Below are 25,327 nucleotides of genomic sequence, written 5' to 3'. Positions count from 1 at the left end.
CTAGGGTCGGGCGATCATCGACGTCGACGCTTCGGCGACCAGCTCGCGATGCTGGTTCCGATAGACCGTATGCCACGTGACCAGTACGAATCTGCCGGAACGGCCTTGCTTTTCGACGATGGACTCGATGCTGCGAATCATTTCGATCTCGTCGCGGTGATAGGCCGGCAGGTGAAAGGTGAAGCTCTCGCCGCCGGCCATTCGCTTGGGAGCACGCGGAAACGCGAGACTGCCCGACGCCGCACCCGAGGAACCATCAGGCCGCAGCCCGTCAAGATGCGTGACGCCGAGCACCGCATACTGCAGGAAAAGCGGTGGGCAGATGATGTCGCGAAAGCCGTTGGCGCGGGCATGATCCGGATCGAAATACAGCGGATTACGGTCGCCGACCGCTGCCGCCCAGCGCTGCCAGTCGCGTCGATTCACCTCGCCGGTCGCGGAAGCGGCGACGGTACCCACGCGCGACGCCGACTCGGCATCGATCAGAGAGTCTTCACTCACCGATTTCCTCCTCCAGCCAGACCGCTGCGACTTCGGCCGCGCCACCGAGAGTTGAAACGAGCCTTGCCCGTTCGGTCCACAAGTGCAGGTCGGTCTCGGTCACATAACCGATCCCGCCGTGCAATTGATGGGCATCCAGCGTGATCAGCCGGGCAGCCTTGCCGGCATGCATGCGTGCGATGGCCGTCTGCCGGGTCGCCGTCTGTCCTCGTGCGATCCAGAAGACCGCGGAATGCGCGGCCAACCGCGCGGCGGCCAAGGCGATGTGCATGTTGGCGATCAGATGTTGTGCCGCCTGGAAGGATGCGATCGGGCGCCCGAACTGATGACGCAGCTTGGTGTATTCGACGGTGCGATCCAATACCGCCTGCCCGACCCCGACCAGATCGCATGACCCCAGAGCCACCGTCGCATTGGCCAAGCGGCGCAGCGCCATCCGGGCGTCACCGGCGGGGTCGTCGAGCAGGGCTTCGGCGCCGACGATCACATCGTCGAAGCGCAGCGCGAACGCTCGGTGCCCGCCCGCCATGGCAAGCGGCGCCATGGTCAGCCCCCTCGCCCGGGTGTCAACGGCAAAGAACAGTGTGCGGTCCTGCGCGCTGGCCGATACCACGATCAGGTCGGCGACGTCGGCGTCGGCGATATAGTCCGCGATTCCGTTGAGCCGCCACCCTGTCGCGACGGAATCGGCGCGCAGCACGGCGGCGACGTCGGCGGCGTCCCGGACGTTCCACAACGCGGTGGTGCCGCGAACATTCCCGCTTACCAGCGGCTGCAGCCACGCGGTCTTGGCCTTGGGTGAGCCGAGCTGGTCGACCGCCAGCACGGCGGCAATGGAGCTGTGTACCGTCGTCGGACACAGCCCGCGACCGGCCTCCGTGTAGAACACTGCGAGATCGTCGAGTGTGCCGCCCGCACCGCCATATTCCTCGGCGACCGCAAGCCCGAACACGCCGGCATCGGCCAGTGCCTTCCACAGCGCTGGGGTGCTTCGGTCGGTGCCGGGTTCACTCAGCTCACGCACGAGACCGACAGGGCACTGGGCGGCCAGCACCGCCCGCAACGACGAGGCGAACTGGCGATGCTCGGCCGTCGGTATCGCTTTCATCCGTCAGCGCCCATAGGAAGGCATTCCATGGCCGCGCTGGGCGATCACGTCACGCAACACTTCGTTGGTACCGCCGCCAAAGCGCATCAAGGGGGCTGCCCGGTACAGCCGTTCGAATTTGCCTGCCAGCGGTGCACTTTCGCTGCGATGGGAGAGCAGACCGTCCGGGCCGAGCAAGTCGAGCGCTAGATCAGCGATGCGCTGGCGAAGTTCACTGGTGAAGACCTTCTCGACGCTGACCTCCACGGTGGGGATCGCGTCGCTGTCCAGGATCGAAGCGGCCTCGTAGCCCATCAGCGTAGCCACCTCGACATCGGCCTCGGCCTGCGCCAGGCGACGGCGAACAGCCGCATCGTCAGCAGGCAGCGAGCCGTCACGTCGCGGGCTGCGGGCAAGCTCGGTCAACTCCTCCACAGCGCGACGCAGATCGCCCGCGTTGGTCAGCGCGCCCCGTTCCAGGTCGAGCGCGCCGGTGATGTAGGTCCAGCCGCGGTTGACCTCACCGACCAGATTCGTGACGGGGACCCGCACGTCGTCGAAGTGCACCTCGTTGGTGCGGTAGCCCGACCACGCATACAGCGGGCGGATCTGGATGCCTGCGCTGTCAATCGGCACGATGATGACCGAAATACCGCGATGGCGTACCCCATTCGGGTCGGTGCGCACACACAACCACTCATGAGTGGCGCGCTGCGCCCCGCTGTTCCAGGTCTTGCTGCCGTTGATCACCCAATACTCGCCATCGCGTGTCGCACGGGTCCGCAGGCTGGCTAGGTCCGTTCCAGCATCAGGCTCGGAATAGCCGACGGCGCAGATCATTTCGCCCTTAGCGATCAGTGGGAGCCAGTCGTTCTTGTTCTGCTCGGTGCCATGTCGCATGATCATCGGCGCCACCGAAGTGACCGTGAGGTCGGGTCCGGGCACGCCCCAATACTCGAACTCACTCATCAGCAGATGCTGGTACACCGCGCCGAGTCCGAGACCGCCGTACTCGCGCGGCCAGTTCAGTCCGAACCAGCCCTTCGCGCCGATCCTGCGGCGAAATCGCGTCACCTCGCCGTTGGGGAATTCGAGATCGTGCTCAGCCAGTTCGGCCCGCAATTCCGGGGTGACGTTTTCGGAAAGGAATTCGCGAACCTCGTTCAGCCACGCGCGTTGCGCGGTTTCGAGTTCGAAATCCATTACGGCCCACCTAGCCCTTCCATCCGGCCGCGTCAGCGTAACGCCGCTGCGCGATTTCGCCCGCTATTTCGTCCTGACGTTACGCTCGGTCCGCCCCGCACCCGGCGCGCCCCGTTCGCTGCTCAGCTTCACGTCATCCAGTTCTCACTGACACCCGTCATTGACGGGTGGCAACGAAATGTGTAGGTTTGCCGACATGCCATCGACGGCACCGGAAGCCGAGGTTTCGCCGATCGTCAACGCCAGGCAGGCGCAGCGACTCCTAACGCGTGCACGCCTTTTCGACGCTGCGGTCGCCGAGATCGGACGGTCCGGCTTGGCGGGTACAGATGTGGCGACAATCGCCGCGGCCACCGGGGTCGCACGTGGAACCTTCTATTTCCACTTCCCGACCAAAGAGCATGTGCTGGCCGAACTGGAGCGGACCGAAGAGGCCAGGATCGTGGCAAAACTCGCCAAGGCAAGCCGGCCACGCGATCTGACATCGATGCTCACCCAGCTGGTACGCCAGGTGCTCGCCGCCGAGGAGCGGCTGGGCCCAGTGGTCTTCAGGGACATGCTGGGATTGCACTTCTCCCCAACACGTCCCATTGAGGACGAGACCGCCGAACATCCGCTCGCCGAATTCGTTATCGGCGCAATCGGCGAAGCGCAGGCCGCGCGAGGGATATCGCGGGATGCCGACGCCGGCGAGCTCGGCGTGATCTTCATGACCGGGCTGTTCGCCTTGCTCGCTACCAGCGGAGCGTCCAAATCGCGCGCCGCGCTATTGGACCGATATGTCAAAACCATCATTAAAGGAATGGAGGCTCCATGACCGGCACTGGAATCGACGGCTACCGGGCCTACCTGGCGCGGCGCGACGGCGACACCGATCTGCTGCATCGCCGGCTTGCCAACCGAGAAGACTTCTTCACGTCGTTGCAGACCGATCCGGTGGAGTCTGCTCGCCCGATGGATCGGAATGTGTTTCTGCGGAACCTGCGTCGCCGCCGTCCCGAGCCAGGGCTGTCGCCCGAGATGCTGTTCCTATTGGCCACCGCCAAGCTGAACCAGGCGGAGCGATTCGGTGTGGACCTGGGCGACACCTACGGGCGCATCGGCGGTGAGGACCAGCCTCGCGAACGCATCTACCTAGCGCTCGAGGAGCACTATCACACCCGGCTGTTGGCCTATGTGCTCGACATATTCGGGCTGCCGTTCCAGGTGGTTGTGCCGCCGTTCGTGATGCGTCAATTCGTCAAGATGGAAGTGTTTCTCCCCGAGCGGTTCGGATTCCCGTTCGTGGGTGCCGCGGAAATGGCGGGCTGCATCATGTTCGACGAGCTACGTCGCGTCGGCGTCGAATTGTTCGCCGACGAGCCGGCCGTCGCCGCACGCATCGACCGCCTCTACTCCGAAATCCTGACCGACGAGCTGGGCCATGTCGGCTATTGCGCAGCGCGCTGTAGCGGTGCGGAAAGAACGGTAATGCGCTGGCTTTACCCGCATTTCGGGCGCCTGTTCGCCCGCCAGACCGCGGAGATCAGCCGCCTCATCGATTCCGATGGGCTGCACGCGCGTCTGGACGCACCGTTCGATGCCGCGGGACTGGCCGCGGGCGTCCCGAACGACACGTTTATTGCCGCGCATCCTTGATTGCCGGCTGCCGCGCCGCTCTATGTAAATACGCTGTCAAACTCGCGTTAAAACACAGCCGCCCCATCGCTGCAACGGGGCACAGCTGGGATGATCTTGAAATTGACTCGACGAAAATCGGGAGACGTCATGCCCACTACTGAGACGCGCCTTCGCCAGGAGTTGCAAAACTATGCCGTCGAATTGCGCCGGCTCGCATACACCCTGCCCGATGGGGTGGGCGAGCATGGTCTGCTTCAACTATCAGACCGGATGCGCGCCGCGGCTGAGCAGGTGGTCCGCAAGGGGGCCTGACCACTCGCATTGGATCGCTGACACCCATCGTCGAGTGGTCAGCGCCCGCCTTTGAGGCGAATCTTCCAGCGCACGAAGCCCAGGTAGAAAACGCTGATTGCGATCAGCATGCCGAAGTCGAACCACCACGTGGCGGCATTGTGATGCCACAGTGAGTCCTTCGGAACCTGAGGGCCAGGTTCCAACTTGGTCAGGTCGATCGTGGACGCCGATGCCGCAAAACCCCATCGTGCAGGTGTGGCCCAAGACATTTGGTCCAACCCGATGCGGCCCGTGACCGGAATCATGCCGCCGGAAAACACCAGCTGCGACATCACCGCAACCACCAGAAGCGGCATGATCTGATCGTTGGACTTCGCGATCGACGACAACAACAAGCCGAGCATCGCCGAGGCGACGGTGGTCGCCGCGACATCGATGAACAGCTCTAGCGGAGCCTTCCCCAGCGCCGCGGCGCCCTGCGTCGGTCCGCCCTTACCCAACAGCGTGATGACGGTAACGATGGCTGATTGCACGACCGCGAACACGGTGTAGACGCAGACCTTCGCCAACAAATACGCGGATGTGGATAACCCGACCGCCTGTTCGCGTAGGAAGATCGCGCGTTCACCGATCAGGTCGCGAATCGTCAGCGCCGTCCCCATGAAAACGGCGCCGACATTGAGCAGCACCAGGATCTGCCCGGGCTCCGTCGGCGCGGTGCCGACCGGGTTCGGGATGCCGAAACCGACGTCGCCCGGCACCGACATCGATAGCGAACCCATGATGAAGGGCAGCAGTGCGAGGAAGACGAAGTAACCGCGGTCGGAGACGATCAACCGCATTTGGCGTCGGGCGATCGTGGAGAACTGCCGTAGCAGGCTGGTGTGCGACGGATCGCCGATCTCGGCCGGTTTCTCCGCCGGCGGTGGTGGCGGTTGTGGACCGGTCCGCGCTAGATATTGGGCCTTGGCCGAGTCGGGGTCCCCGGCGACTGAACTGAAGATGTCGGCCCAGTTCGTCGTCCCCATGGCAGCGCCGATTTGGGCGAGCGGGCCGCAGAATGCCGTCTTGCCGCCGGGAGCCAGCAACAGCACCTGGTCGCAGACGTCCAGGTAAGTCAGCGAGTGGGTGACCACGAGCACCACGCGCCCGGCGTCGGCCAACTGCCGCAGCATAGTCATCACCTGCCGGTCCAGCGCGGGATCCAGACCTGACGTCGGCTCGTCGAGGATCAGCAACGACGGCCCGGTCAGCAACTCCAGCGCCACCGACGCACGCTTGCGCTGACCGCCGGACAGCTTATCGACGCGGGTGTGCAGGTGCTGGGTCATCTCCAGCTCCTCGAGCACTCGGGCGACCACTTGCTCGCGGTCGTCCTTGGTGGTGTCCGGTGGCAGCCGGAGTTCGGCTGCGTACCCGAGCGCCTGTTCCACGGTGAGTTGACCGTGCACCACGTCGTCCTGCGGCACCATCCCGATTCTGCTGCGCAGCGAGGCATATTCGGCGTGAACGTTGTGGCCCTCGAACGCCACGGTGCCGTTGGTGGGGTGGGTGTAGCCGGCCACCAACCTGGCGAACGTCGACTTGCCCGCACCGGACGGGCCGATAACCGCGGTGAGCGTTCCAGGACTGGCGCCCAACGAGATGTCGTCCAGCAGTGTTTTGGTGTTTTCGATCGTCCAGGTCACCCCGCGCACGTCCAAACCGCCGAGGCGGGTCTGCGCTGCAGTGTCGGCATCGCGGCGCGCCAACGCACCGCCGGCGAACACCAGGTCGATGTTGCCGATCGTGACGACGTCGCCGTCCTTCAGCAGCGCTGAGTCGACGCGCTGACCATTGACGAAAGTGCCGTTGATGCTGCGGTTGTCATGGATTTCGGTGCCACCCGGCACCGGAATCAAGGTCGCGTGGTGCCGCGAAGCCAGCACCTCGGGAATGACGATGTCGTTGTCGTTGGCCCGGCCGATCTTGACCGCGCCCGGCGCGTCCATTCCCGCTTTGCCCGGCCGCAGGATCTTCATCATCGATGTCGCGAGGTTCGCGGCGTCGCCACCGACACGCCCGGTCATCGCTGTCGGTGGGTCGACCGGCGCAGCCGGAGGAACGGCAGCCGGAGGAACGTTCGCGGGTTGGGCCCGATAGATGTGCGGCGACGACACCGGTCCGCTGGCTGGTCCCGCCGGTTGCGTCCCGGTTTGGTGATGCTGCACCGAACCGGTCGGATTGATCGGCTGCGACCCGGTCGGATACGTCGGCAGTGGCCCCGACGGCGGGGCGGATTGCTGCCCAGTCGGTGGATACGACGGCATCGGCCGCGACGGGTTCGCCGATGGCTGCGGAGGCAGCCCCTGCGATACCGAGCCGGTTGGTGGACGCCCTTGGGCCAGGCGCGGATCAGCCGGCCCGGTAAGTGGGTTGACGATGGGGATGGACGTCGTCAAGGGCGGGGTCCCGGCGGACCCCTGATGGCGACCGACCTCGAATGTCACCGCCGGTCCGTCGGGATTTCCGATGTTGACCCGCTGGCCGTCCTGGATGTCGACGGCCGGTACCCGGCGATTGTTGACGTACAAGCCATTGAGGCTGCCGTTGTCGATGGCGATCCACCGGCCCTGATCAAAGCGCAACACCAGGTGTATCCGGGAAATCAGCGGATGCGCGACACGGACATCTGCCCGCAAGTCACGCCCGATGACCACATCGTTGCCGGGTGCAAAGGTCCGTTGGGATCCCTCGTACCGCACAGTCAGCACGGGTGGGGCTGCTCGGCTCACGAGCCCCACTGTATCGGCGTCGGGGCCGATAATGGGACTTGTCGTCGATACGTGTTACCGCGCTGGGACGTTTTGCCGCTGGTGGCGGACCGAGGATGCGACCGGTTTTGATCGATCCACCGACGCCGTTGAGCAGCAATGCACGACTGGCGAATCTCTCGACCGACGACAGCTCGACGCCAGCCGCGACAACGCTTACGAGCCTTCGTGGGCGACCGATTCCGATTAGCAGCAGCACAAGACGGTCGTGCTCGTCTCAGGAGACCAATAGAGATTTCGCGTCACTCCAACATGAATATTATTGCAGCACATGATATTTCGGAACACCCGCGGTCAGCAGAAGGACTATCCCGCGGTAGCGCTAAGCCGCCCTCCCCCGCCTGCCTGGAAGCTGGACCTCGGCGCGGGAATGCCTGTCCAACAAGAACTTCGCCAATCGCCGTGCGCATAGAACCACGACATCCCACTGCGAGTCCCTCTGGCCACCAACGCCGCATAACCGGCTGATTTAAAAGCAAGTCGCCCCCGATTAGCAGGTCAATCGCATGACTGTGCGCTGGCCGAGCTCTCAACGGCCCTGTACAAGACCTAACTCGCCATCACCACCACGAATGCCGTGGCGACCTCCCCGAACCCGCACTTGGACGCGGTGGCAACCGACTCTTTAGCAACCCAAATGATAAGAACTTATTACTTATTCGCGCCGCAGATGTCGGCCGCCAATCATTAGCGGTAGAGGTTGAATTCCGTGCTAGGAAGATCGTTGACTGGTTGCTTCGAGCAAGTTATTTGAAAATTCTATGCGGCACAAGCCTGAGTAGAACTTAAGCACATTTGCGTGACCCAGGTAACACGAATGTAATGGTCGCCGGGTCGTTCTTAATTCGGCTGATAGCCTAGGTAACACGCAGTTAAGAAAGCGATTCTGAATTGAAATGTGATTTGTCACAAGCCGTTCGTATCGCGTCAGCGCAGAGGGAGGAAGACACAAATAATGGGGACAGGCAAGGTCATGACTATCGCTAAGATGGCCGCGTTCGCTGTCGCGGGTGGCGTCACGCTGGGAGTGGAATTCCCGGCCCAGGCGAATCCGGGCAACATGGACGAAAACCCCTACACGACCTCAGACAACATCGATGAAGATCCGCTGGCCGCCGCTGGGCGCTGCCATCAGCTCAATTCCCAGCTCCCAATGCCAATCCGTGATCAAGTCTGCGGTCCGATTGATAATCATTCCGATGATCGACAAGGTTACATAGTCACGGGCGATCTGGACGATCACGATTGGCACGACTCGAACAATGACATCCCCGACCTGCCTGGCGGGATGGCCGATCATTGGTTCAATCATTGGCTCGACTATGGGAACAATTCACCGAGGGGCGACGAGAACCGCGATGCGTCTGTCACCGGTCCATCCGTCACCGGTCCATCCGACAGCGGTCCATCCGTCACCGGTCCATCCGACAGCGGTCCATCCGACAGCGGTCCATCCGTCGACTCGTACAGCAGCGACTCGTCCTCCGATTCGTACAGCAGCGACTCGTCTTCCGACTGGTCCAGCAGCGACTCGTCTTCCGACTGGTGAAAGAAGCACGAACATCGATCTAGCGAACGCATTCTCAAACTGGTCCGAGGTGCGCTGCACCAATAGGTGAGATCTGAAGCGGCCCACCCCATTGGGGTGGGCCGCAACGATGTCCTTATGCCAAGGCCTCGATGCCGATCGATTTCGCCCAGTGCTCGAAGATGTGAGCATGGAACAAGCAACACAGCTGTTGGCCGACCGGGTCGCGGTGGTGACCGGCGGCGGTGGCGGTATCGGTGCGGCAACCGCGCAATTGTTCACCCAACACGGCGCCCACGTGGTCATCGCCGATATCGACGCCGAACTCGCGGAGCGAACCGCGCAGGGGATCGCGACATCTGGCGGGTCGGCGCTTCCGATCATCACCGACGTGCGAGACCCCGATCAGGTGGGCGCCCTGGCGCGATCGGTGTTGGATCGGTTTGGCCGGATCGATGTGTTGGTCAACAACGTTGGCCATTGGCTACGCCACCCGGGCAATTTCGTTGATACCGATCCGCAGTTCTGGGATGAGCTCTACCGAATCAATTTGCACCACGTCTTTTTGGTCACCCACGCGTTCCTGCCGGCGATGATCGACCGACGCCGCGGCTCGATTGTCAACGTCTCCTCCGTCGAAGGGCTACGCGGCTATCCCGAGGATCCGGTCTACGCCGCGTTCAAGGCCGCCGTCATTCATTTCACCCGCAGCCTCGCGGTTCAGGTGGGCCGTGACGGTCTGCGGGTCAACGCAATTGGCCCCGACGTCACCGAATCGCTACAGGTGCCCTACTCACAGTGGTTGTCCGACGAGGAGCAAGCGCAATGGCCGCAATGGGTTCCGGCAGGACGGATGGGTCTGCCCGACGACCAGGCCCGCGTGATCCTGTTTCTGGCCTCGGACCTCTCGGCGTTCGTCACGGGCCACACGATCCCGACCGACGGTGGCACCGGCGCCGCTGGCGGATGGTTCCGCTCAGCAAGGCGGACCGACCGGCAATGGACGAACCGTCCGATAGCGCCCTGACCGGTCAGACGTAGGCCAATGCGGCGTTTTCCAGGCGGATCCGCTCGTGCAGTACCAACGCGTTGGCAAGGGTGAACACCATCGCCGTCAGCCATGCTGAATGGATCAGCGGCAGCGCAGCGACCTCGGCCACCACGGCGATGTAGTCGGGGTGACGCACCCATCGATATGGGCCGTGCCGTACCAGCGGCGCACCCGGGATCACGATGAGCCGAGGATTCCAGTGTCTGCCCAGTGCGGCAGCACAGCGCCAGCGAATCACGCAGCTGAGCACTACGACGGCAACCATCGGCCATCCCAGCCAGGGGATGAAGGGGCGTCCCAGGGCCCAGACTTCCACCAGACAGGACACCAGCAACAACGCATGCATGCTGACCATCGCCGGGTAATGGTCGAGCCCTAATTCCTTGCCTCCCTGGGCGATTGCCCACTTGGCATTGCGGTGTGCGGCGACGAGCCCGATCAGGCGTTCGATGCCGACGATGACGATCAACAGGTAGTAATACACGGCTTCGCCCCCTTCCCGGTGCACGTGATCCCACAGCGCCGCCACTATGCCCACGAGGTTGCGCCCTGGACGGTTCAGCAACCGTTGAAAGCGTGCATCAATCCACAGTAGGAACGCCGCTATGATCTGCATCTCGATGCGCGGCACTGATCACCGCGGCGAGGGCCAGAACTATTGGCAGGGCTACGTTTTGCGTCAGCTGCTCTGCGCGGTCTCGTATCGCGCTTGGTCTTCCAGCACTGTCACCGGAATCCCGTTGAGGACACCGTTTCCCGACGGCTCGTCGACGAATGTGGGGAGGGAAAGCGCATTGGTGTTCGCACCCGGTGAACTGTTGGCCACCGACATGCGAGTACCTGGCTTGCCATGGCCCCAGCCGTGTGGCATCGACACCACGCCGGGCCTGATCGCGTCCGTGATCTCGACCGGCACTTTGATCTCGCCGGCCTCCGATTTCACCGTGACAACGTCGTTGTCGGACACACCACAGCGCATCGCGTCATCGGGGTGGATCAACAGCGTGCACCGGTCCTTGCCCTTCATCAAGGCGGGCACGTTGTGCAGCCAGGTGTTATTCGAGCGCAGGTGCCGGCGGCTCACCAGGACCAGCGGCTCGGCGGGCCGGTCCAACCGCGCGGCCAGCCGCGGCAAGTCGTCGAGCAGATACTGCGGAGCCAGCCGGATCTTCTTGTCCGGCGTCCCCAGAATCTCCGGCAGCTGCGGCACCATCGGCCCGAAGTCGATGCCGTTCGGATTGGCCTTCAGCAGGTCCAGCGTGAGCCCGCCGGGGTTCTTGCCGTATTGATCCCCGAAGGGACCGGTTCGCAGCGTGAGGTCCAGCATCCGCTCGGGGCCGCCGTGGTCGTACAGTTTGCGGATCTCGGCTCCGTCGACACCCCGGGTGAAGGCCAGATAGTCGAAGAAGCCGTCGTCGATCGCGGCGACGTCGACGTCCTCGGCCGGGGTGCCAGTGCACAGGCCGGTCAGCCGAATCAGGATTTCCCACTCGTGCGGACGGTCGCCCGGATCGAACACAGGCGCGGAGTAATTCGCGATGCTGTGGATCGCGAACAACAGGATCAGATCGTCGTGGTGTGGCTGCTCGAGCGGTGACAGCCCGGGCAGGATCACATCGGCATGGCGCGTCGTCTCGTTGAGCCAGAGATCGATGGAGATCATCGCCTCCAGCGTCGGCAACACTTCGTCGAGCTTGTCGCCGCCGGGCATCGACAACACCGGGTTGCCCGCGACCGTGATCAGCGCCTTGAGCTGCCCGTCTCCCGGCGTGGCGATCTCTTCGGTCATACACGACACCGGGGCCTGCCCGAGCACCTCTTTGGCCCCGCGCACCCGGGTGTGCCAGCGGCCGAATTCCGGGAGGCCGCCCTCGAGGCCGGGTAACGGCTGCGTAGTGATCGACCAGGCCGCCGGCTTGGGAAACATGGCGCCGCCCGGGGTGTCGAAATTTCCGGTCAGAATGTTGATCACGTCGACCAGCCAGCTAGCCAGGCTGCCAAACTCCTGGTTACACAACCCAATTCGGCCGTACACCACTGATTTCTCGGCGCCGGAAAGTTCGCGCGCCAAGCGCCGGATCGCGTCTTCGTCAATACCGGTGACGTCGCTGACCCGCTCCGGCGACCACTCCGCGGCGACCCGGCGCATCGTGTCGACACCGTCCACATGCGGGCCGGGATTGACCAGGTCCTCGTCAAAGAGTGTGTGCGCGACCGCCAGCAACAGCGCGGCGTCGGTGCCCGGCACGATCGGCAGCCACTCGTCGGCCTGGGCCGCGGTCTGCGTGCGTACCGGATCGATCACGATCACCTTGCCGCGTTTGCGAATTCCGTGGATCAGGCCCATCACGTCGGGCGCGGCCAGCAGTGAACCCTGCGACGCGGCGGGGTTGGCGCCCATGATGACCAGCAGGTCGGTGCGCTCGATGTCCGGCACGGGGAAGTTCCACCACAGGCCGTACATCAGGTGCGATGACAGGTTTTTCGGCCACTGATCGACCGTGCCCGGCGAATACGTGACCGGCATACCGGACATGCCCATCAGCACGCCGGCGTACCGGGCAAGCGAGAACGAATGTGCCAGCGGGTTGCCGGTGTAAGCGGTGACCGCGCCGATTCCGTACTTCTCGATCACCGGCGTCAACAACTCGGTGCAACGCCGAAACGCCGCCTCCCAGCTGACTTCCTGCCACTGTCCGTCGACCCTGATCAGCGGGCTGCGGATGCGGTCCGGGTCGTGGTGCACCGCGCCCAGTGACACGCCCTTCGGGCAGAGATGTCCGCGGCTCCATACATCGTCACGGTTGCCGCGGATGCCGGTGACGGTGCCGGCTTCGACGTGAATCTCCAAGCCGCACATGGCTTCACACAGTGGGCATGTCCGTATATGGGTGCCATCAACGCCTGGTTTCATCCACCCACTGTATTGCGATACCACGAGTAGCGGAAGTGGCAAAAGTTGAGGTCAGGCCACCCAGGGCCCAATGCCACCAACCTTGTCGATGCGAATGCGGGTGAGGTATCCCGGCGGTCCGTCGTCCGGCGGGAATTGCAGGTTCGGGTCCCCAAGAATCGGATTGAGCTCCTTGAGCAGCTCGGGCGCACCACCATCAGCGATTCGTGCGGTCCCGGTGATGGACAGGTAGGGCCGCATCCCCTGACCGGACTGGTCCAGCGACACGATGGTCACGGCTACCCGTGGATCCCTGCGCACGTTGCGGACCTTCTTGTGTTCGGCGAGGTGTGCGGTGACCAACTCGTCGCCGTCCGGCGTCGACTGCAATGCGACCCAGACCAGGCTCACCTGGGGGCTGCCGTCGGGATTGATGGTCACCAGGGTGGCGTCGGCACCCTGGCCGATGAGTTTTCGTGCGGCATCGTTGAGTTCCATGCGTCTTTCTACCGCTTAACGACGCGATTCATTCCCGCTCGGGCCGCCCGACGGCTGTAACCGGCCGCAGCATTCCCGAAAAGAGATTTGAATCTGACCAGTTTCCTGTGCATGGCGGACGCATCCACCCTAGCGTCGAGTGCGACCTCGAAATCTGCCCCAGGAGCTGAGAACCATAGACGCGGCCATGACTGCTCCGGGCTCGAACTCGCCGCTGACCAGCGCCCACAGGTTCTCCTCGCGCTGAATGGGTGGCGCAGGCCGGTTCTGTTGGGTAGCGAACCGGTCCGTACAGCCCCGTCGGATAGCAGATTCTCTGGGATTTGCTGTGCCATAAAACAACTCGGTCGATTTAGAGTAGGAATTCGTCTCGCCATGCTCAATTACGGTGTGCAACCGGACTTGCTTGGTCCGTTGACTGCCGGCCAGTGGGCCATTTGGGCTGCCCAGCAATTGCTGCCCGAGGTCCCGTATAACTTCGCCGGTTTTCTCGCCCTCGGTCACGATGTCGATGCCGAGCGGCTCTTCGTCGCGTGTGAATCAGCCGTCACATGTTTCGGCTCACCGTGCGCGCGGATAGCGGTGGTCGATGGCGAACCGGTCTACGTGGTCGATCGCGCGTTTGCGCAGTCCTTGCACTGTGTCGACCTGCGTGCCGAGGCTGACGCGGTCGCCGCTGCTCGCAAGTGGATGGAAAATGACTACTGCCATCCCGTTGATCTGTTCCGGGATCGCCTCATCAACCTCGCGCTGCTGCGCATCACCGACGATTTGTCGTACTTCTACTTTCGTATGCACCACGTCCTAATGGACGGGTACGCCGCCAACAACTTCCTGCGCCACGTCGCGGCCGTCTACTCGGGAGAATCCCCCGACACCGGCGAAATCGATTTCTCTGGGTTTGCCGCAATCCGTAACGCCGATCAGAAGTATCAGCAGTCTTCGCGCAGTCAGGCCGATGCCGAGTACTGGAAGACTGTCGTGCGCGGGCCGCTGAAAATCGCCGACCTGGCCGGGACGCAGAGGTGGGTGGCGCCAAGGCATCCGCTTGTGCGCGAGCTGGTGTGCCCGCAATTGCTGTCAGAGGACAGGCATGACTTGTCCGATATCTCGAGGGTTGTCGCGGCAATGGCGGTGTTCATCGCGAAAACCACAGGACTCCAGGATGTTTCGTTATCTCTGCCGGTTTCGGCACGCATGACTGCCGCGCTGAAAAAATCTGCGGGCATGGTGTCGAATCTCGTGCCACTATTTATCCGGGTCGATGACGGGGACACCATCGGCACAGTGACCGATCAGGCCGCCCAAGCCGTGGTCGGTGCACTGCGGCATCAACAATTCCGCCGTTGGCCCGACCTCGTCGCCGATGCTGGTCGGCCTGGCATGAATGTCGAATTCGGCCAGGTGATCAACATTTTCACCTTTGCGGCCCCGCTTCATTTCGGACCTTCGGAAGCCATAGTTAACGTGTTGACCACGTTCCCCGTCCAGGACGTCGCCGTCAACATCTATCCGCAGCTAAGTAACGGCTCGCAGCGAATTCAGTTCGGGTGGAATCCAGATCGCTACACCGCTGACGAGATCGCTGGACACATCAGGCGTCTGGAATCACTGTTCGACCGTCTTTTGATAGCCGACCCATCCGTGGTGGTGGGCGGGGTGCCGTTGCTTGATGCCGGCGAACACACCCGGCTCGATACATGGGGTAATCGGGCGGTACTGACCCAACCCGTTACCGGGATATCGATCCCGGAACTGTTCGCCACACAAGTAGCGCGCACTCCTGACGCAGTAGCACTCACCTACCAGGGCCAGTCACTGACCTACCGCGAACTCGACGAATCGTCTAACCGGTTAGCGCACCTACTCTTTGATCACGGCGTTGGCCCGGGTCAATGTGTGGCACTGCTATTTACACGTTCAGCACAAGCAATCACCGCAATCGTGGCAGTCCTCAAAACCGGCGCCGCCTACCTGCCCATCGATCCCGCAGTACCCGATGCCCGCATCGAGTTCATGCTCAGCGATGCCACACCAATCGCCGCACTCACCACCGCCAAACTCACAGAACGACTCGCTGGATACGAACTCACAGTCATCGACGTCAACAACCCACACATCAACACCCAACCCACAACGCCGCTTTCCTGGCCAGCCGCAAATGATATCGCCTACGTCATCTACACCTCAGGCACCACCGGCACCCCCAAAGGTGTTGCAATAACCCATCACAACGTCACCCAACTGATCGAATCCATGACCCCCCAATGGCCATCAGGACCCGAACAAACCTGGTCACAATGCCACTCGTATGCGTTTGATGTCTCAGTATGGGAAATCTTCGGAGCCTTACTACACGGATCTCGACTAACAGTGGTACCCGAGTCAGTAGTCCACTCACCACAAGACCTGCACACATTACTGATCACCGAACAAGTCACCGTGTTGAGCCAAACACCATCAGCGGCAGCGGCTTTGCCTCTCCAGGGGTTGGAATCAGTAACGTTGGTGGTGGCCGGTGAAGCCTGCCTACCCGAGGTGGTGGATCGGTGGGCGCCGGGTCGGGTAATGACCAACGCCTACGGGCCCACAGAGACCACCGTGTACGCGGCGGCCAGCGCTCCGCTGAGACCCGAATCCGGGATGGTGCCGATTGGTGCGCCGGTGTCGGGTGCGGCGTTGTTTGTGTTGGATGGGTGGTTGCGTCCGGTGCCAGTTGGGGTGGTCGGTGAGTTGTATGTGGCCGGCCGTGGTGTGGGGGTCGGCTATCTGGGTCGGGCCGGGTTGACAGCGTCACGATTTGTCGCCTGCCCCTTTGCACCACAGCAACGCATGTACCGCACCGGAGACCTGGTCCGTTGGGGCACTGATGGGCAACTGCAGTATTTCGGGCGAGCCGATGAACAAGTCAAGATCCGCGGGTATCGCATCGAACTCGGCGAAATCCGTTCCGCTCTAGCCAGGTTGGACGGAGTCAACACCGCAGCAGTCATTGTGCGTGAAGACCAACCCGGCGACAAACGCCTCGTCGGATACATCACCGGGACCGCCGACCCCGCAGAAACACGCACACAGTTGGCCAAACAACTACCCGCCTACATGGTGCCCACCACGATAGCGGCCATCGACACATTGCCATTGACCGTCAACGGCAAACTCGACACCCGCGCCCTACCCGTCCCGCACTACCACCAAGAGCAATACCGGGCCCCGAGCAACGCCATCGAAGACATCCTGGCCAATATCTACGCCCAAGTCTTAGGGCTAGACCGCGTCGGTATCGACGACTCCTTCTTCGACCTCGGCGGAGATTCACTATCGGCCATGCGCCTCATCGCCGCCATCAACACGACACTAAACACCCCGATCGAGGTCCGCACCCTATTCGACGCACCCACAGTGAGCAGCCTGAGCCAGCAGTTGGACATACACGCCGTCGATCCGCACTTTGTGGCCGTGCACGGGCACAGACCTAGTCGCGTGCATGCCACCGACCTCACCTTGGACAAGTTCATCGACGCCGCAACGTTGTCCGCGGCACCGGCACTGCCCGGTCCCAATGCCGAGGTGCGCACCGTCCTATTGACGGGGGGGACGGATTTCCTGGGGCGCTATCTGGTACTGGAATGGCTGCAACGTCTGGAGTTAACGGACGGTACGTTGATCTGTTTAGTACCGGCCGATTCCGATGAGGAAGCGCGGGCTCGCCTGGACAAGACCTTCGACAGCGGTGATCCGGAACTGATGCGGCGCTACCAAGAACTGGCCGCCGACCATCTGCAGGTCATCGCCGGCGACAAAGGTAAGGTCAACCTTGGCCTCGGCCAGCCCACCTGGCAACGGCTGGCCGACACCGTCGATCTAATCGTCGATCCCGCAGCCATGATCAATGCCGTCTTGTACAGCGACCTATTCGGACCCAATGTGGTAGGCACCGCCGAGCTGATCCGGATTGCGCTGACCACCAAGCTGAAGTCCGTCGCCTACGTGTCGACTACCAACGTGGGTGACGGGATCGAGCCCTCGGCGTTCACCGAGGATGCCGACATTCGAGTCATCAGCCCCACTCGCATCAACGACGGCAGTTACGTCAACGGCTACGGCAACAGCAAGTGGGCCGGCGAGGTGTTGCTGCGCGCGGCAAACGATCTGTGCGGGTTGCCGGGCGCGGTGTTTCGCTGCCATATGATATTGGCCGACACCACCTATGCGGGCCAGCTCAACATGTCGGACGCGGTCACTCGGATGGTGCTCAGCATCGCGGCCGCCGGTGTTGCGCCGCGCTCGTTCTACCAGCTCGACGCCGAAGGCAACCGCCAACGTACGCATTTCAACGCGCTGCCGGTCGAATTCGTTGCCGAAGCGATCGCCACACTGGGCACTCGGGTCGTCGAGGGGTTTCAGACCTATCACGTGATAAACCCGCACGACGACGGCATCGGACTCGACGAGTACGTCGACTGGGTGATCGAGGCCGGCTACCCCATCGAGCGCGTCGATGACTACGGAGAATGGGTACACCGACTTGAGGCCGGCCTGCGCGCCCTGCCGAATCAGCAACGCCAGCAGTCCATGCTGGAGGTGCTGCAGTCGCGCGATTCCAATAAGCTGCAGCCCCCAAAGCCGAGGAGTAAGGCCCTCGCGCCGACCGACCGATTCCGTACCGCGGTCCAAGAAGCCAAAATCGGCATCGACAACGACATTCCACACGTTTCGGCGCCGATCATCATCAAATACATCACCGACCTACAGTTGCTCGGACTGCTCTAACCATTCGAGAACCGGGCCGCTGGTGATCCTTGCGCTGGATAGAACGCCATCGAAGGCTCGTTGCGATTCTGGCAGAGTCCGAGATCTGGTTCCTCGCGTTGGCGATCGGGTCGTGCGGGCCGAGCGCGAACTCGCGCTGGAACTGATGAAGGAAATCCGGTGCCATTCCCGAGAAGAGATTTGAATCTGACCAGTTGCCTGTACATGGCGGACGCATCCACCCTAGCGTCGGGTGCGACCTCGAAATCTGCCCCAGGAGCTGAAAGCCACAGGCGCGGCCATGACTAATCACGAGCCCCCCACAAACATCGACTACCTCAGGCACCAGGTACTCGCCCGAATCGACGCCCACCCACTCGAAGACTGGTCCCCCGCGATGTTGCGGGCCATGATCGCGGTCTTCGACCTGAACGGCATCGTGCCCAAACCCGTCCATGCCTTCCGGCCGCGCATCGTCAAGTAAGGCGGCACCAGCGTTCTCCCGGCCTTGACTAGGGTGCTATGCGATACGCGGTACCCGCGGCCGTTGAGGAGTCACGACGATGCAGATGTGGGAGTTGGTGGCACGCGAGCAGATCCGCGACACGCTCGCCCGATACAACTGGTCGGGTGACTCCGGCCGGATCGACGGGTTGGCCGAGACATTCTGCGCCGATGGCGTTCTCGAGATTCGCGGTGCCGAGCCACTGTGCGGCCGTTCCGAGATCACGGTATTCCTCAGCGGTGTCACCGGGAAGATCGCGGTCGACGCGGACGTCAAACCGATCGTTCGACACAACGTCGCCAACATCCTGTTCATGGACCTGACACCCGACGAGGCGCAGGTCTGCTGCTATTTCACCGTCGTCACCCATATCGGGCTCGACCATTTCGGCCGCTATCGCGACACCTTGGTGCCCGTGGCCGACACCTGGCTGATCAAGCATCGCAAGGTGTCCACCGATTGGTCCGCCGCCAACTCCGCTATGGCCCGGCCGTCGTCTGGCACGTGAGCTGATGGCGCACAGTCGCTTTCGCACGCTGGTTGAGTGTCCAGCCTAGGTTTTGAGTGCGCTTCCTGGGCGGAGAATCGGCGAAATATTCGCCCTGAGCGCACACTCAAAACCGTCAGCGGACAGCCACATGGCAGGGTGAGGGCCGTGGCAAATACCTCTCAAGCGACCGTTGAGCAAGACCTGCGCGAAATCACCACCCCGAAGGGCGCTTTGCGCTACTACGACTGCGGCCAGGATTCCGGCCCGGTGCTGCTGTTCCTGCACGGGTCGGGCCCCGGGGTCACCGGCTGGCGCAACTTCCGCGGGATTCTGCCCACATTCGCCGAGCACTTCCGCTGCCTGATCCTGGAATTCCCTGGCTTCGGGGTCACCGACGACTTCGGCGGTCACCCGATGGTCACCGCGTTCGGCAGCGTTGCGCCGTTTCTGGACGCACTGGGAGTGGAGAAGACACACATCGTAGGCAACTCGATGGGTGGCGGCGTCGGTATCAACTTCGCCATCGGTAATCCCGACCGCATCGACCGGCTGGTGACTATCGGCGGCATCGGCACCAACATCTTCAGTCCCAGCCCCAGCGAGGGCATCCGGCTGTTGCAGGAATTCGTCGAGGACCCGACCCGGCAGCGGCTGGTCGACTGGCTCAAGTCGATGGTCTACGACCAGGGTTTGGTGACCGACGAACTGATCGAGGAACGTTGGCAGCTGGCCACCGACCCCGTCACGCTGGCCGCGGCACGGCGGATGTACGGCAAGGCGGCATTCGCCGCGATGAACTCAGCGATGGCGGCCTCGGACCGGCCGTTCCCGTGGGCGGTCATGCACAAGTTGGCCGCACCCACGCTGCTGACGTGGGGCCGCGACGATCGGGTGAGCCCGCCTGACATGGCGCTGATCCCGATGCGCACCATTCCCAACGCGGAGCTTCATATCTTCCCCAACTCCGGACACTGGGCCATGATCGAAGCCAAGACCGCTTTCGAGAGCACGGTGCTGGGCTTCCTGTCCCGCTAGGGCGCTCCCGCAAGGCCTTTCATCAGCAGGGCATGCGCGTCGGGATTACCGTCGAGAACTCGACTGGTACGGGTGCTGATCCGCCACTGGTCGTCGATTCGGCGCAGTGCGAAATGGTGCGCGGTGGCCCGCCAGACCCGATAGCCGTCGTTATCGCGGACGAGTACCACGGATTCACATACGGCCACGGCCTCATCGCCGGTGACCGTCACCACGCACGGCCCCAGGAAGTGACTGCAGCCCTTGCCCACCAACTTCTGGTGGGCGTCCGAGCTGATCATCGCGTGCACGTCAGCCTGGCTCTCCATCCGCCAGCCGTCGACGTCATACACGCCGTCGCTGGCCCATAGACGCGCGGCGGCATCCGGGTCACCGGCGTCGACGGCCGGACCGTAGGACGCGATCAACTGCCTGATGTCGCGGTCGTCCTCAAGCCGGCGCAACCGGGCCGCCAAGTCTGCCAAGTCCGTCACAGTCGTCTCCTCATCGCTGGGTGCAGCCCGCGTCGACGGGCAGCGTCACCGCGGTGATATATCGCGCCTCGTCGGAGGCCAAAAACAGCGCGGCGTTGGCGACATCGACCGCGTCGATCCACGGCACCGCAAGCATATTCATCGCCTCCGCCGCCTCGGCGAATTCCGCTCGGGTGGGCGGCCGGTCCAAGTCCGGCCGGAATGCGCCGCTGACGACGTCGTTTTGGATCATGGGCGTGTCGACATTGGTCGGGTTGATGCAGTTGACCCGAACATTGTGCGGTGCAAACTCATTCGCGAGGCTACGCATCAGACCGACCACGCCGTGCTTGGCTGCGGTGTAATGCGCAACACCGACCAGGCCGCGCAGTCCGGCGACGGAGCTTGTCAGCACCATAGCGCCGGCACCGCGCGCAATCAGGTGTGGCGCGGCGGCGCGGCAGGTGTGCCACACGCCGGTGAGGTTGACATCCAGCATCGCGCGCCAGGCGTTTTCGTTCAGCTCGACCGCCATGCCACGGGAGGTGATTCCGGCCGTCGCGCAGACCGCGTCCAAGCCGCCGAAGCGCTCGACGCCGCGGTCGGTGGCGGCCTGCACACCGTCGAGGTCGCGCACGTCGACAATTTCGGTGTGTACCCGCACGCCGGCGGCGGCGACCAACGCGGCCGTCTGCTCGAGGTCGGCTGGGGTGCTGTGCGGGATCGCGACGGTCTCGACCGGACCGCACACGTCCAACGCCACGATGTCGGCACCCTCCTGGGCGAACCGCACGGCCTGTGCGCGACCGATCCCCCGCGCCGCGCCGGTGATCAGGGCGACCTTGCCAACGAGGCGCCCGGTCATGTCGTCTTCTGCGTCAGGCCGGCATCTACGACGAGCTGGGTGCCGGTGATGTAGCGGGCGTGATCGGAGGCCAGGAACACGACGGCGTTGGCGATGTCGACGGGCTCCACCCACGGGATCGGCAGCAGATTACGTGCCTGCAGCACCTCGGCGGCGTCGGCCGCCGTCGGATTGGCCAGATCGGGCCGCAGCTTCCGGTACATCTGCTCGTTGAGCACCATTGGCGTTGCGACCGGCCCCGGGTGCACGGTGTTGACCGGGATGCCGCTTGGCCCCAGCTCGTTGGCGAGCGTGCGCGCCAGCCCGACCACCGCGTGCTTGCTGGCCGTGTAGTGGGCGGTGTTCGCGGTGCCGCGAAGGCCGTTGGTGGAGCTGATCAGGACGACGGATCCACCGTCGGGACCGATGTGCGGCACACCGGCTCTGACGGTATGCCAGACCCCGGTGAGGTTGATGTCGAGTGTGCGCTGCCAGACCTGTGGGTCGAGTTCCCAGGACGGGCCACCCGCGAGGTGGATGCCGGCATTGGCGATGATGACGTCTAACCGGCCCAGCTCGGCAACACCGCCGTCGATCGCCGACGTCACGGCCGCGAGGTCGCTCACGTCGGCGAAACCCGTGACACAGCGCCGGCCCCGGCTGTTGACTTCGGCTGCCGTACCGGCCAACTCATCGGCCAGCGTGTCGATATCCAGGGCGATCACGTCGGCGCCCTCGTCGGCGAAGCGCTGACAGTGCACCCGCCCGGTGCCTTTTGCGGCGCCGGTGACCACGACGACCTTGTCGAGTAATCCCGTCATTGCTGGATTAGATCGAAGCCCCGGTAGCCGGCGTCGGCCACCTCGGCGCAGATGTCGTTATAGGTGGCGAAGCCGCCGACGAACAACATGAAGCCCCTTGGTTTTCCGGGCACGTTCGCGCCCATGTACCACGAGTTGGCCTTGGTGAACAACGTCGTCTCGGCACGCCGGGCGCATTCGGCGCCCCAACCGTCGACGCTGTCCACGGTGGCTTCGATGGCGGCGCACCCGTGGCTATCGAGATAATCGATCGCTTGGGCGACCCAGTTCACCTGAGCCTCCGCGTGCAGCACCATGTTCGCCAGCACGGCCGGCGCTCCCGGGCCCGAGATCAGGAACAGATTGGGAAAACCGTCGACACCTAATCCCAGATAGGTGCGTGGTCCGTGCGCCCAGTCCTCCCGCAACGTCGAATCGCCTCGCCCGACGATGTCGATGCTGTCCAACGCCCCGGTCATCGCATCGAAACCGGTTGCCAGCACGATCATGTCGAGGTCGTAGTGCATCTCGCTGGTGGTGATGCCCGTGGCGTCGATCGACTCGATCGCGGTGTCGCGGACACTGACCAGTGACACATTGGAGCGGTTGAACGTCTGAAAGTAGTTGCTGTCGGTGCAGATTCGCTTGGTTCCGATTGGATGGTCGGTGGGGATCAGCAGGTCGGCGACGGTCGCATCGTCGATCACCGCGCGGACCTTCTCCTCATAGAATTTGCGGGCCTCCTCGTTGGCTTGCAGGTCCGTCATCTGGTCCGGGAACGTCTTCGAGAACAGCACGCCGCCGAGCTGCCATCGCTTTTCGAACGCCGCCCGCCGCTCCTGCCCGGTGAACTCCATCGTCGGCTTCGCCGCGGTGATGTGCGGTGAGCCGCCACTGCTACGCCACGACAACCGGCGCCGCTGCGGGTAGCCCGACTTGAGCTCGTCGAGTTCTGCGGCCGACAACGGTGTGTTGCCGGCCGGGACGCTGTAGTTGGGGGTTCGCTGGAAGACGTACAGGTGTGCTGCTTGCTCGGCGATGATCGGAATCGATTGGATGCCAGAGGATCCGGTGCCGATGACCGCCACCCGTTTGCCAGTGAAGTCGACGGGGTCGAGCGGCCAATGTGCGGTGTGATGGATCTCGCCCGCAAAGGTATCCAGGCCGGGGAAATTCGGGGTCAGCGCGGCCGACAACGGACCCGTCGCCATCACAACGAAGCGAGCCGAGAGCACCAGCCCGGTGTCGGTGGTGACCGTCCAGCGCAGCGTCCTCTCATCGAGCACGGCGGAGATGACGCGGGCGTCCAAGGCGATGTCGCGGCGCAGGTCGAGTCTGGCGGCCACCCAGTTCAGGTATTCGAGAATCTCCGATTGGGTGGCGTACTTCTCCGTCCAGCACCACTGCTGCTGGAGCTCGTCCGAGAACGAGTAGCAGTAGTCGACGCTCTCGACATCGCAGCGCGCGCCGGGATACCGGTTGTAAAACCAGGTCCCGCCCAGCTCGGGAGCGGCCTCGAGCACCCGCACCGAGAGCCCCTGCGCGCGCAGCTTGTGCAAGGCATACAAGCCAGCAAACCCGGCGCCCACCACGACCACGTCGACAGCATCATTCACAAGCAGTCACGCTATTGGCCCCGTTCATCGTCAGGCGCCGGCTTTCCCGGTGACCGGACACGCATTTCCGCCCGCTCATCGGGATTTCCTTTGGGACGGCCGGGGACTGCGGTAGACCATTACTTAGCCCACACACGTAAGGACAACGATATGAGCGACCGGGTACTTGACCGGGTAGTGGCCATGGCCGACCAATTGCGCGACCAGGCCGCGGAAGCCGAACAAATCGGCCGGCTTACCGACGACACCGTCAAGCTGATGAAGGGCGCCGGCCTGATACGGCTGCTACAGACGAAGCAATATCAAGGCTTCGAGGTGCACCCCCGCGAGTTCGCCGAGACGACGATGGCCACCGCGGCGCTGGATCCGGCCGCCGGCTGGATCGTCGGTGTGGTCGGCGTGCATCCCTACCAGTTGGCCTATGCAGACCCGAAAGTCGCCGCCGAGATCTGGGCCGACGACGTCGACACCTGGATGGCCTCCCCCTACGCGCCGCAGGGCGTGGCGAAACCCGTCGACGGCGGCTACCTCTTCAACGGCCGCTGGCAGTTCAGCTCGGGCACCGACCATTGCGACTGGATCATCCTGGGCGCCATGCTCGGCGACGCGAAGGGCATCCCGTTGATGCCGCCGCAGATGCTACACATGATCCTGCCGCGCAAGGACTACGAGATTGTCGAGGACTCGTGGAATGTGGTCGGGCTGGGCGGAACCGGCTCCAAGGACGTGATCGTCTCCGACGCCTTCGTCCCCGCCTACCGGACAATGGATGCGACGAAGGTGATGGACGGCACCGCGCAGCGGGAAGCCGGCATGACCGAACCGCTCTACCTGATGCCGTGGTCGACGATGTTCCCGCTGGGCATCTCCGCGGCGACCATCGGCATCGCCGAGGGCGCGCTGGCCGCACACCTGGACTATCAGCGCGAGCGCGTCGGCGCCACCCGAACCGCGATCAAGGACGACCCATACGTCATGCACGCGATCGGTGAGGCCGCCGCTGATATCAACGCGGCCCGCCAGGAGTTGCTGGCCAACGCCGACCGGATCTACGACATGGTCGCCGCCGGTAAGAAGGTGTCGTTCGCCGATCGTGCCGCCGGACGCCGCACCCAGGTGCGCGCGGTGTGGCGCGCGGTGTCGGCCGTCGACGAGATCTTCGCCCGCTCGGGCGGCAATGCCGCCCGGATGGACAAGCCGCTGCAACGGTACTGGCGTGACATCCACGTCGGTCAGATGCATGCCATCCATGTACCCGGCACCACTTACCATGCGTCGGCGCTAAGTTCGATAGGCATCGAGCCCCCCGAGGGCCCGCTGCGGGCGTTGATCTAGGAAGGCCGGCCAG

General features: G+C 63.5%; 21 protein-coding genes. 10 read left to right on the top strand and 11 right to left on the bottom strand.

The genetic code is table 11. The annotated features are described in order from the left end of the window. Genes H7K34_RS26135 through H7K34_RS26125 form a run of 3 tightly spaced genes read right to left on the bottom strand, consistent with a single transcriptional unit; the run spans window position 1 to window position 2,791 of the window. Complete coding sequence (locus tag H7K34_RS26135) at window positions 1-501, bottom strand: MaoC family dehydratase (protein ID WP_264064937.1); 501 nt, start codon at window positions 499-501, stop codon at window positions 1-3. After that, on the bottom strand, window positions 494-1,609 hold the full coding sequence (locus H7K34_RS26130) for an acyl-CoA dehydrogenase family protein (RefSeq protein WP_264064936.1): 1,116 nt from the start codon (window positions 1,607-1,609) through the stop codon (window positions 494-496). The genes H7K34_RS26135 and H7K34_RS26130 overlap by 8 nt, the downstream gene beginning before the upstream one ends. A gap of 3 nt (window positions 1,610-1,612) precedes the next feature. Continuing rightward, entirely contained in the window at window positions 1,613-2,791 is a 1,179-nt protein-coding gene (locus tag H7K34_RS26125; protein ID WP_264064935.1) for an acyl-CoA dehydrogenase family protein, read from the bottom strand. Window positions 2,792-2,987: 196 nt separating this feature from the next. On the opposite strand from H7K34_RS26125, the gene H7K34_RS26120 reads away from it, so the two are divergent. The 3 genes from H7K34_RS26120 (at window position 2,988) to H7K34_RS26110 (ending at window position 4,723) form a co-directional block, all read left to right on the top strand. Beyond that, the gene (locus H7K34_RS26120; protein ID WP_264064934.1) at window positions 2,988-3,608 is read left to right on the top strand and encodes a TetR/AcrR family transcriptional regulator; all 621 of its coding nucleotides are present in this window, start codon (window positions 2,988-2,990) and stop codon (window positions 3,606-3,608) included. After that, the gene (locus H7K34_RS26115; RefSeq protein ID WP_264064933.1) at window positions 3,605-4,429 is read left to right on the top strand and encodes a hypothetical protein; all 825 of its coding nucleotides are present in this window, start codon (window positions 3,605-3,607) and stop codon (window positions 4,427-4,429) included. The genes H7K34_RS26120 and H7K34_RS26115 overlap by 4 nt, the downstream gene beginning before the upstream one ends. A 129-nt stretch (window positions 4,430-4,558) precedes the next feature. Then, window positions 4,559-4,723, top strand: coding sequence for a hypothetical protein (locus tag H7K34_RS26110; RefSeq protein ID WP_165839829.1), 165 nt, complete (start codon window positions 4,559-4,561; stop codon window positions 4,721-4,723). A 38-nt stretch (window positions 4,724-4,761) separates the two neighbouring features. On the opposite strand, the gene H7K34_RS26105 is transcribed toward H7K34_RS26110, so the two are convergent. Beyond that, the gene (locus tag H7K34_RS26105; RefSeq protein WP_264064932.1) at window positions 4,762-7,488 is read right to left on the bottom strand and encodes an FHA domain-containing protein; all 2,727 of its coding nucleotides are present in this window, start codon (window positions 7,486-7,488) and stop codon (window positions 4,762-4,764) included. Window positions 7,489-8,491: 1,003 nt separating this feature from the next. On the opposite strand from H7K34_RS26105, the gene H7K34_RS26100 reads away from it, so the two are divergent. Together H7K34_RS26100 and H7K34_RS26095 are read left to right on the top strand one after the other, a co-directional pair. Beyond that, entirely contained in the window at window positions 8,492-9,067 is a 576-nt protein-coding gene (locus H7K34_RS26100) for a hypothetical protein (RefSeq protein ID WP_264064931.1), read from the top strand. Window positions 9,068-9,236: 169 nt separating this feature from the next. Then, window positions 9,237-10,073, top strand: a complete 837-nt coding sequence (locus H7K34_RS26095; RefSeq protein ID WP_264064930.1) for an SDR family NAD(P)-dependent oxidoreductase — start codon at window positions 9,237-9,239, stop codon at window positions 10,071-10,073. Between the two features lie 4 nt (window positions 10,074-10,077). On the opposite strand, the gene H7K34_RS26090 is transcribed toward H7K34_RS26095, so the two are convergent. From H7K34_RS26090 to H7K34_RS26080, 3 genes are all read right to left on the bottom strand, one after another. Beyond that, a complete protein-coding gene (locus H7K34_RS26090; protein WP_264065041.1) occupies window positions 10,078-10,581 on the bottom strand; it encodes an isoprenylcysteine carboxyl methyltransferase family protein in 504 nt (167 codons plus the stop codon). Window positions 10,582-10,776: 195 nt separating this feature from the next. Further along, a complete protein-coding gene (locus tag H7K34_RS26085) occupies window positions 10,777-13,011 on the bottom strand; it encodes a molybdopterin-dependent oxidoreductase (protein ID WP_264064928.1) in 2,235 nt (744 codons plus the stop codon). A gap of 51 nt (window positions 13,012-13,062) precedes the next feature. Next, window positions 13,063-13,488 carry a PPOX class F420-dependent oxidoreductase gene (locus H7K34_RS26080; RefSeq protein WP_264064927.1) on the bottom strand — a complete coding sequence of 142 codons (426 nt, stop codon included), beginning with the start codon at window positions 13,486-13,488 and terminating at the stop codon, window positions 13,063-13,065. Window positions 13,489-13,599: 111 nt separating this feature from the next. On the opposite strand from H7K34_RS26080, the gene H7K34_RS26075 reads away from it, so the two are divergent. From H7K34_RS26075 to H7K34_RS26060, 4 genes are all read left to right on the top strand, one after another. After that, complete coding sequence (locus H7K34_RS26075; RefSeq protein WP_308205462.1) at window positions 13,600-18,258, top strand: non-ribosomal peptide synthetase; 4,659 nt, start codon at window positions 13,600-13,602, stop codon at window positions 18,256-18,258. A 280-nt stretch (window positions 18,259-18,538) separates the two neighbouring features. Further along, window positions 18,539-18,721 (top strand): hypothetical protein, encoded by a 183-nt coding sequence (locus tag H7K34_RS26070; protein ID WP_264064924.1) that lies wholly within the window; start codon window positions 18,539-18,541, stop codon window positions 18,719-18,721. Between the two features lie 79 nt (window positions 18,722-18,800). Continuing rightward, the gene (locus H7K34_RS26065; RefSeq protein WP_264064923.1) at window positions 18,801-19,250 is read left to right on the top strand and encodes a nuclear transport factor 2 family protein; all 450 of its coding nucleotides are present in this window, start codon (window positions 18,801-18,803) and stop codon (window positions 19,248-19,250) included. Between the two features lie 138 nt (window positions 19,251-19,388). Continuing rightward, on the top strand, window positions 19,389-20,267 hold the full coding sequence (locus H7K34_RS26060; protein ID WP_372510879.1) for an alpha/beta fold hydrolase: 879 nt from the start codon (window positions 19,389-19,391) through the stop codon (window positions 20,265-20,267). Here H7K34_RS26060 and H7K34_RS26055 read toward each other — a convergent pair. The 4 genes from H7K34_RS26055 to H7K34_RS26040 are packed head-to-tail and all read right to left on the bottom strand — an operon-like array spanning window position 20,264 to window position 23,979. Then, on the bottom strand, window positions 20,264-20,740 hold the full coding sequence (locus tag H7K34_RS26055) for a nuclear transport factor 2 family protein (RefSeq protein ID WP_264064921.1): 477 nt from the start codon (window positions 20,738-20,740) through the stop codon (window positions 20,264-20,266). The two genes, H7K34_RS26060 and H7K34_RS26055, sit on opposite strands and share 4 nt — an antisense overlap. A 10-nt stretch (window positions 20,741-20,750) precedes the next feature. Further along, complete coding sequence (locus H7K34_RS26050) at window positions 20,751-21,584, bottom strand: mycofactocin-coupled SDR family oxidoreductase (protein WP_264064920.1); 834 nt, start codon at window positions 21,582-21,584, stop codon at window positions 20,751-20,753. Further along, a complete protein-coding gene (locus tag H7K34_RS26045; protein WP_264064919.1) occupies window positions 21,581-22,384 on the bottom strand; it encodes a mycofactocin-coupled SDR family oxidoreductase in 804 nt (267 codons plus the stop codon). Before H7K34_RS26045 ends, H7K34_RS26050 begins: the two co-directional genes overlap by 4 nt. Further along, entirely contained in the window at window positions 22,381-23,979 is a 1,599-nt protein-coding gene (locus tag H7K34_RS26040; protein WP_264064918.1) for a flavin-containing monooxygenase, read from the bottom strand. The genes H7K34_RS26045 and H7K34_RS26040 overlap by 4 nt, the downstream gene beginning before the upstream one ends. A gap of 150 nt (window positions 23,980-24,129) precedes the next feature. On the opposite strand from H7K34_RS26040, the gene H7K34_RS26035 reads away from it, so the two are divergent. Beyond that, window positions 24,130-25,314: an acyl-CoA dehydrogenase family protein gene (locus H7K34_RS26035; RefSeq protein WP_264064917.1), complete on the top strand. Its 1,185-nt coding sequence runs from the start codon at window positions 24,130-24,132 to the stop codon at window positions 25,312-25,314. The last annotated feature ends 13 nt before the right edge of the window (window positions 25,315-25,327 follow it).

It is taken from the genome of Mycobacterium montefiorense (genome assembly GCF_025823255.1).
Lineage (GTDB): Bacteria > Actinomycetota > Actinomycetes > Mycobacteriales > Mycobacteriaceae > Mycobacterium > Mycobacterium montefiorense.
This window is presented reverse-complemented; position numbering and strand designations above follow the sequence as displayed.

What these genes read in the sequence shown, in the direction of transcription:
- H7K34_RS26130 (WP_264064936.1), bottom strand. Translation starts at nt 1,609, where the DNA reads ATGAAAGCGATACCGACGGCCGAGCATCGCCAGTTCGCCTCGTCGTTG.
- H7K34_RS26125 (WP_264064935.1), bottom strand. Translation starts at nt 2,791, where the DNA reads ATGGATTTCGAACTCGAAACCGCGCAACGCGCGTGGCTGAACGAGGTT.
- H7K34_RS26120 (WP_264064934.1), top strand. Translation starts at nt 2,988, where the DNA reads ATGCCATCGACGGCACCGGAAGCCGAGGTTTCGCCGATCGTCAACGCC.
- H7K34_RS26115 (WP_264064933.1), top strand. Translation starts at nt 3,605, where the DNA reads ATGACCGGCACTGGAATCGACGGCTACCGGGCCTACCTGGCGCGGCGC.
- H7K34_RS26110 (WP_165839829.1), top strand. Translation starts at nt 4,559, where the DNA reads ATGCCCACTACTGAGACGCGCCTTCGCCAGGAGTTGCAAAACTATGCC.
- H7K34_RS26100 (WP_264064931.1), top strand. Translation starts at nt 8,492, where the DNA reads ATGACTATCGCTAAGATGGCCGCGTTCGCTGTCGCGGGTGGCGTCACG.
- H7K34_RS26095 (WP_264064930.1), top strand. Translation starts at nt 9,237, where the DNA reads ATGGAACAAGCAACACAGCTGTTGGCCGACCGGGTCGCGGTGGTGACC.
- H7K34_RS26085 (WP_264064928.1), bottom strand. Translation starts at nt 13,011, where the DNA reads ATGAAACCAGGCGTTGATGGCACCCATATACGGACATGCCCACTGTGT.
- H7K34_RS26080 (WP_264064927.1), bottom strand. Translation starts at nt 13,488, where the DNA reads ATGGAACTCAACGATGCCGCACGAAAACTCATCGGCCAGGGTGCCGAC.
- H7K34_RS26075 (WP_308205462.1), top strand. Translation starts at nt 13,600, where the DNA reads ATGGCGGACGCATCCACCCTAGCGTCGAGTGCGACCTCGAAATCTGCC.
- H7K34_RS26070 (WP_264064924.1), top strand. Translation starts at nt 18,539, where the DNA reads ATGACTAATCACGAGCCCCCCACAAACATCGACTACCTCAGGCACCAG.
- H7K34_RS26065 (WP_264064923.1), top strand. Translation starts at nt 18,801, where the DNA reads ATGCAGATGTGGGAGTTGGTGGCACGCGAGCAGATCCGCGACACGCTC.
- H7K34_RS26050 (WP_264064920.1), bottom strand. Translation starts at nt 21,584, where the DNA reads ATGACCGGGCGCCTCGTTGGCAAGGTCGCCCTGATCACCGGCGCGGCG.
- H7K34_RS26045 (WP_264064919.1), bottom strand. Translation starts at nt 22,384, where the DNA reads ATGACGGGATTACTCGACAAGGTCGTCGTGGTCACCGGCGCCGCAAAA.
- H7K34_RS26035 (WP_264064917.1), top strand. Translation starts at nt 24,130, where the DNA reads ATGAGCGACCGGGTACTTGACCGGGTAGTGGCCATGGCCGACCAATTG.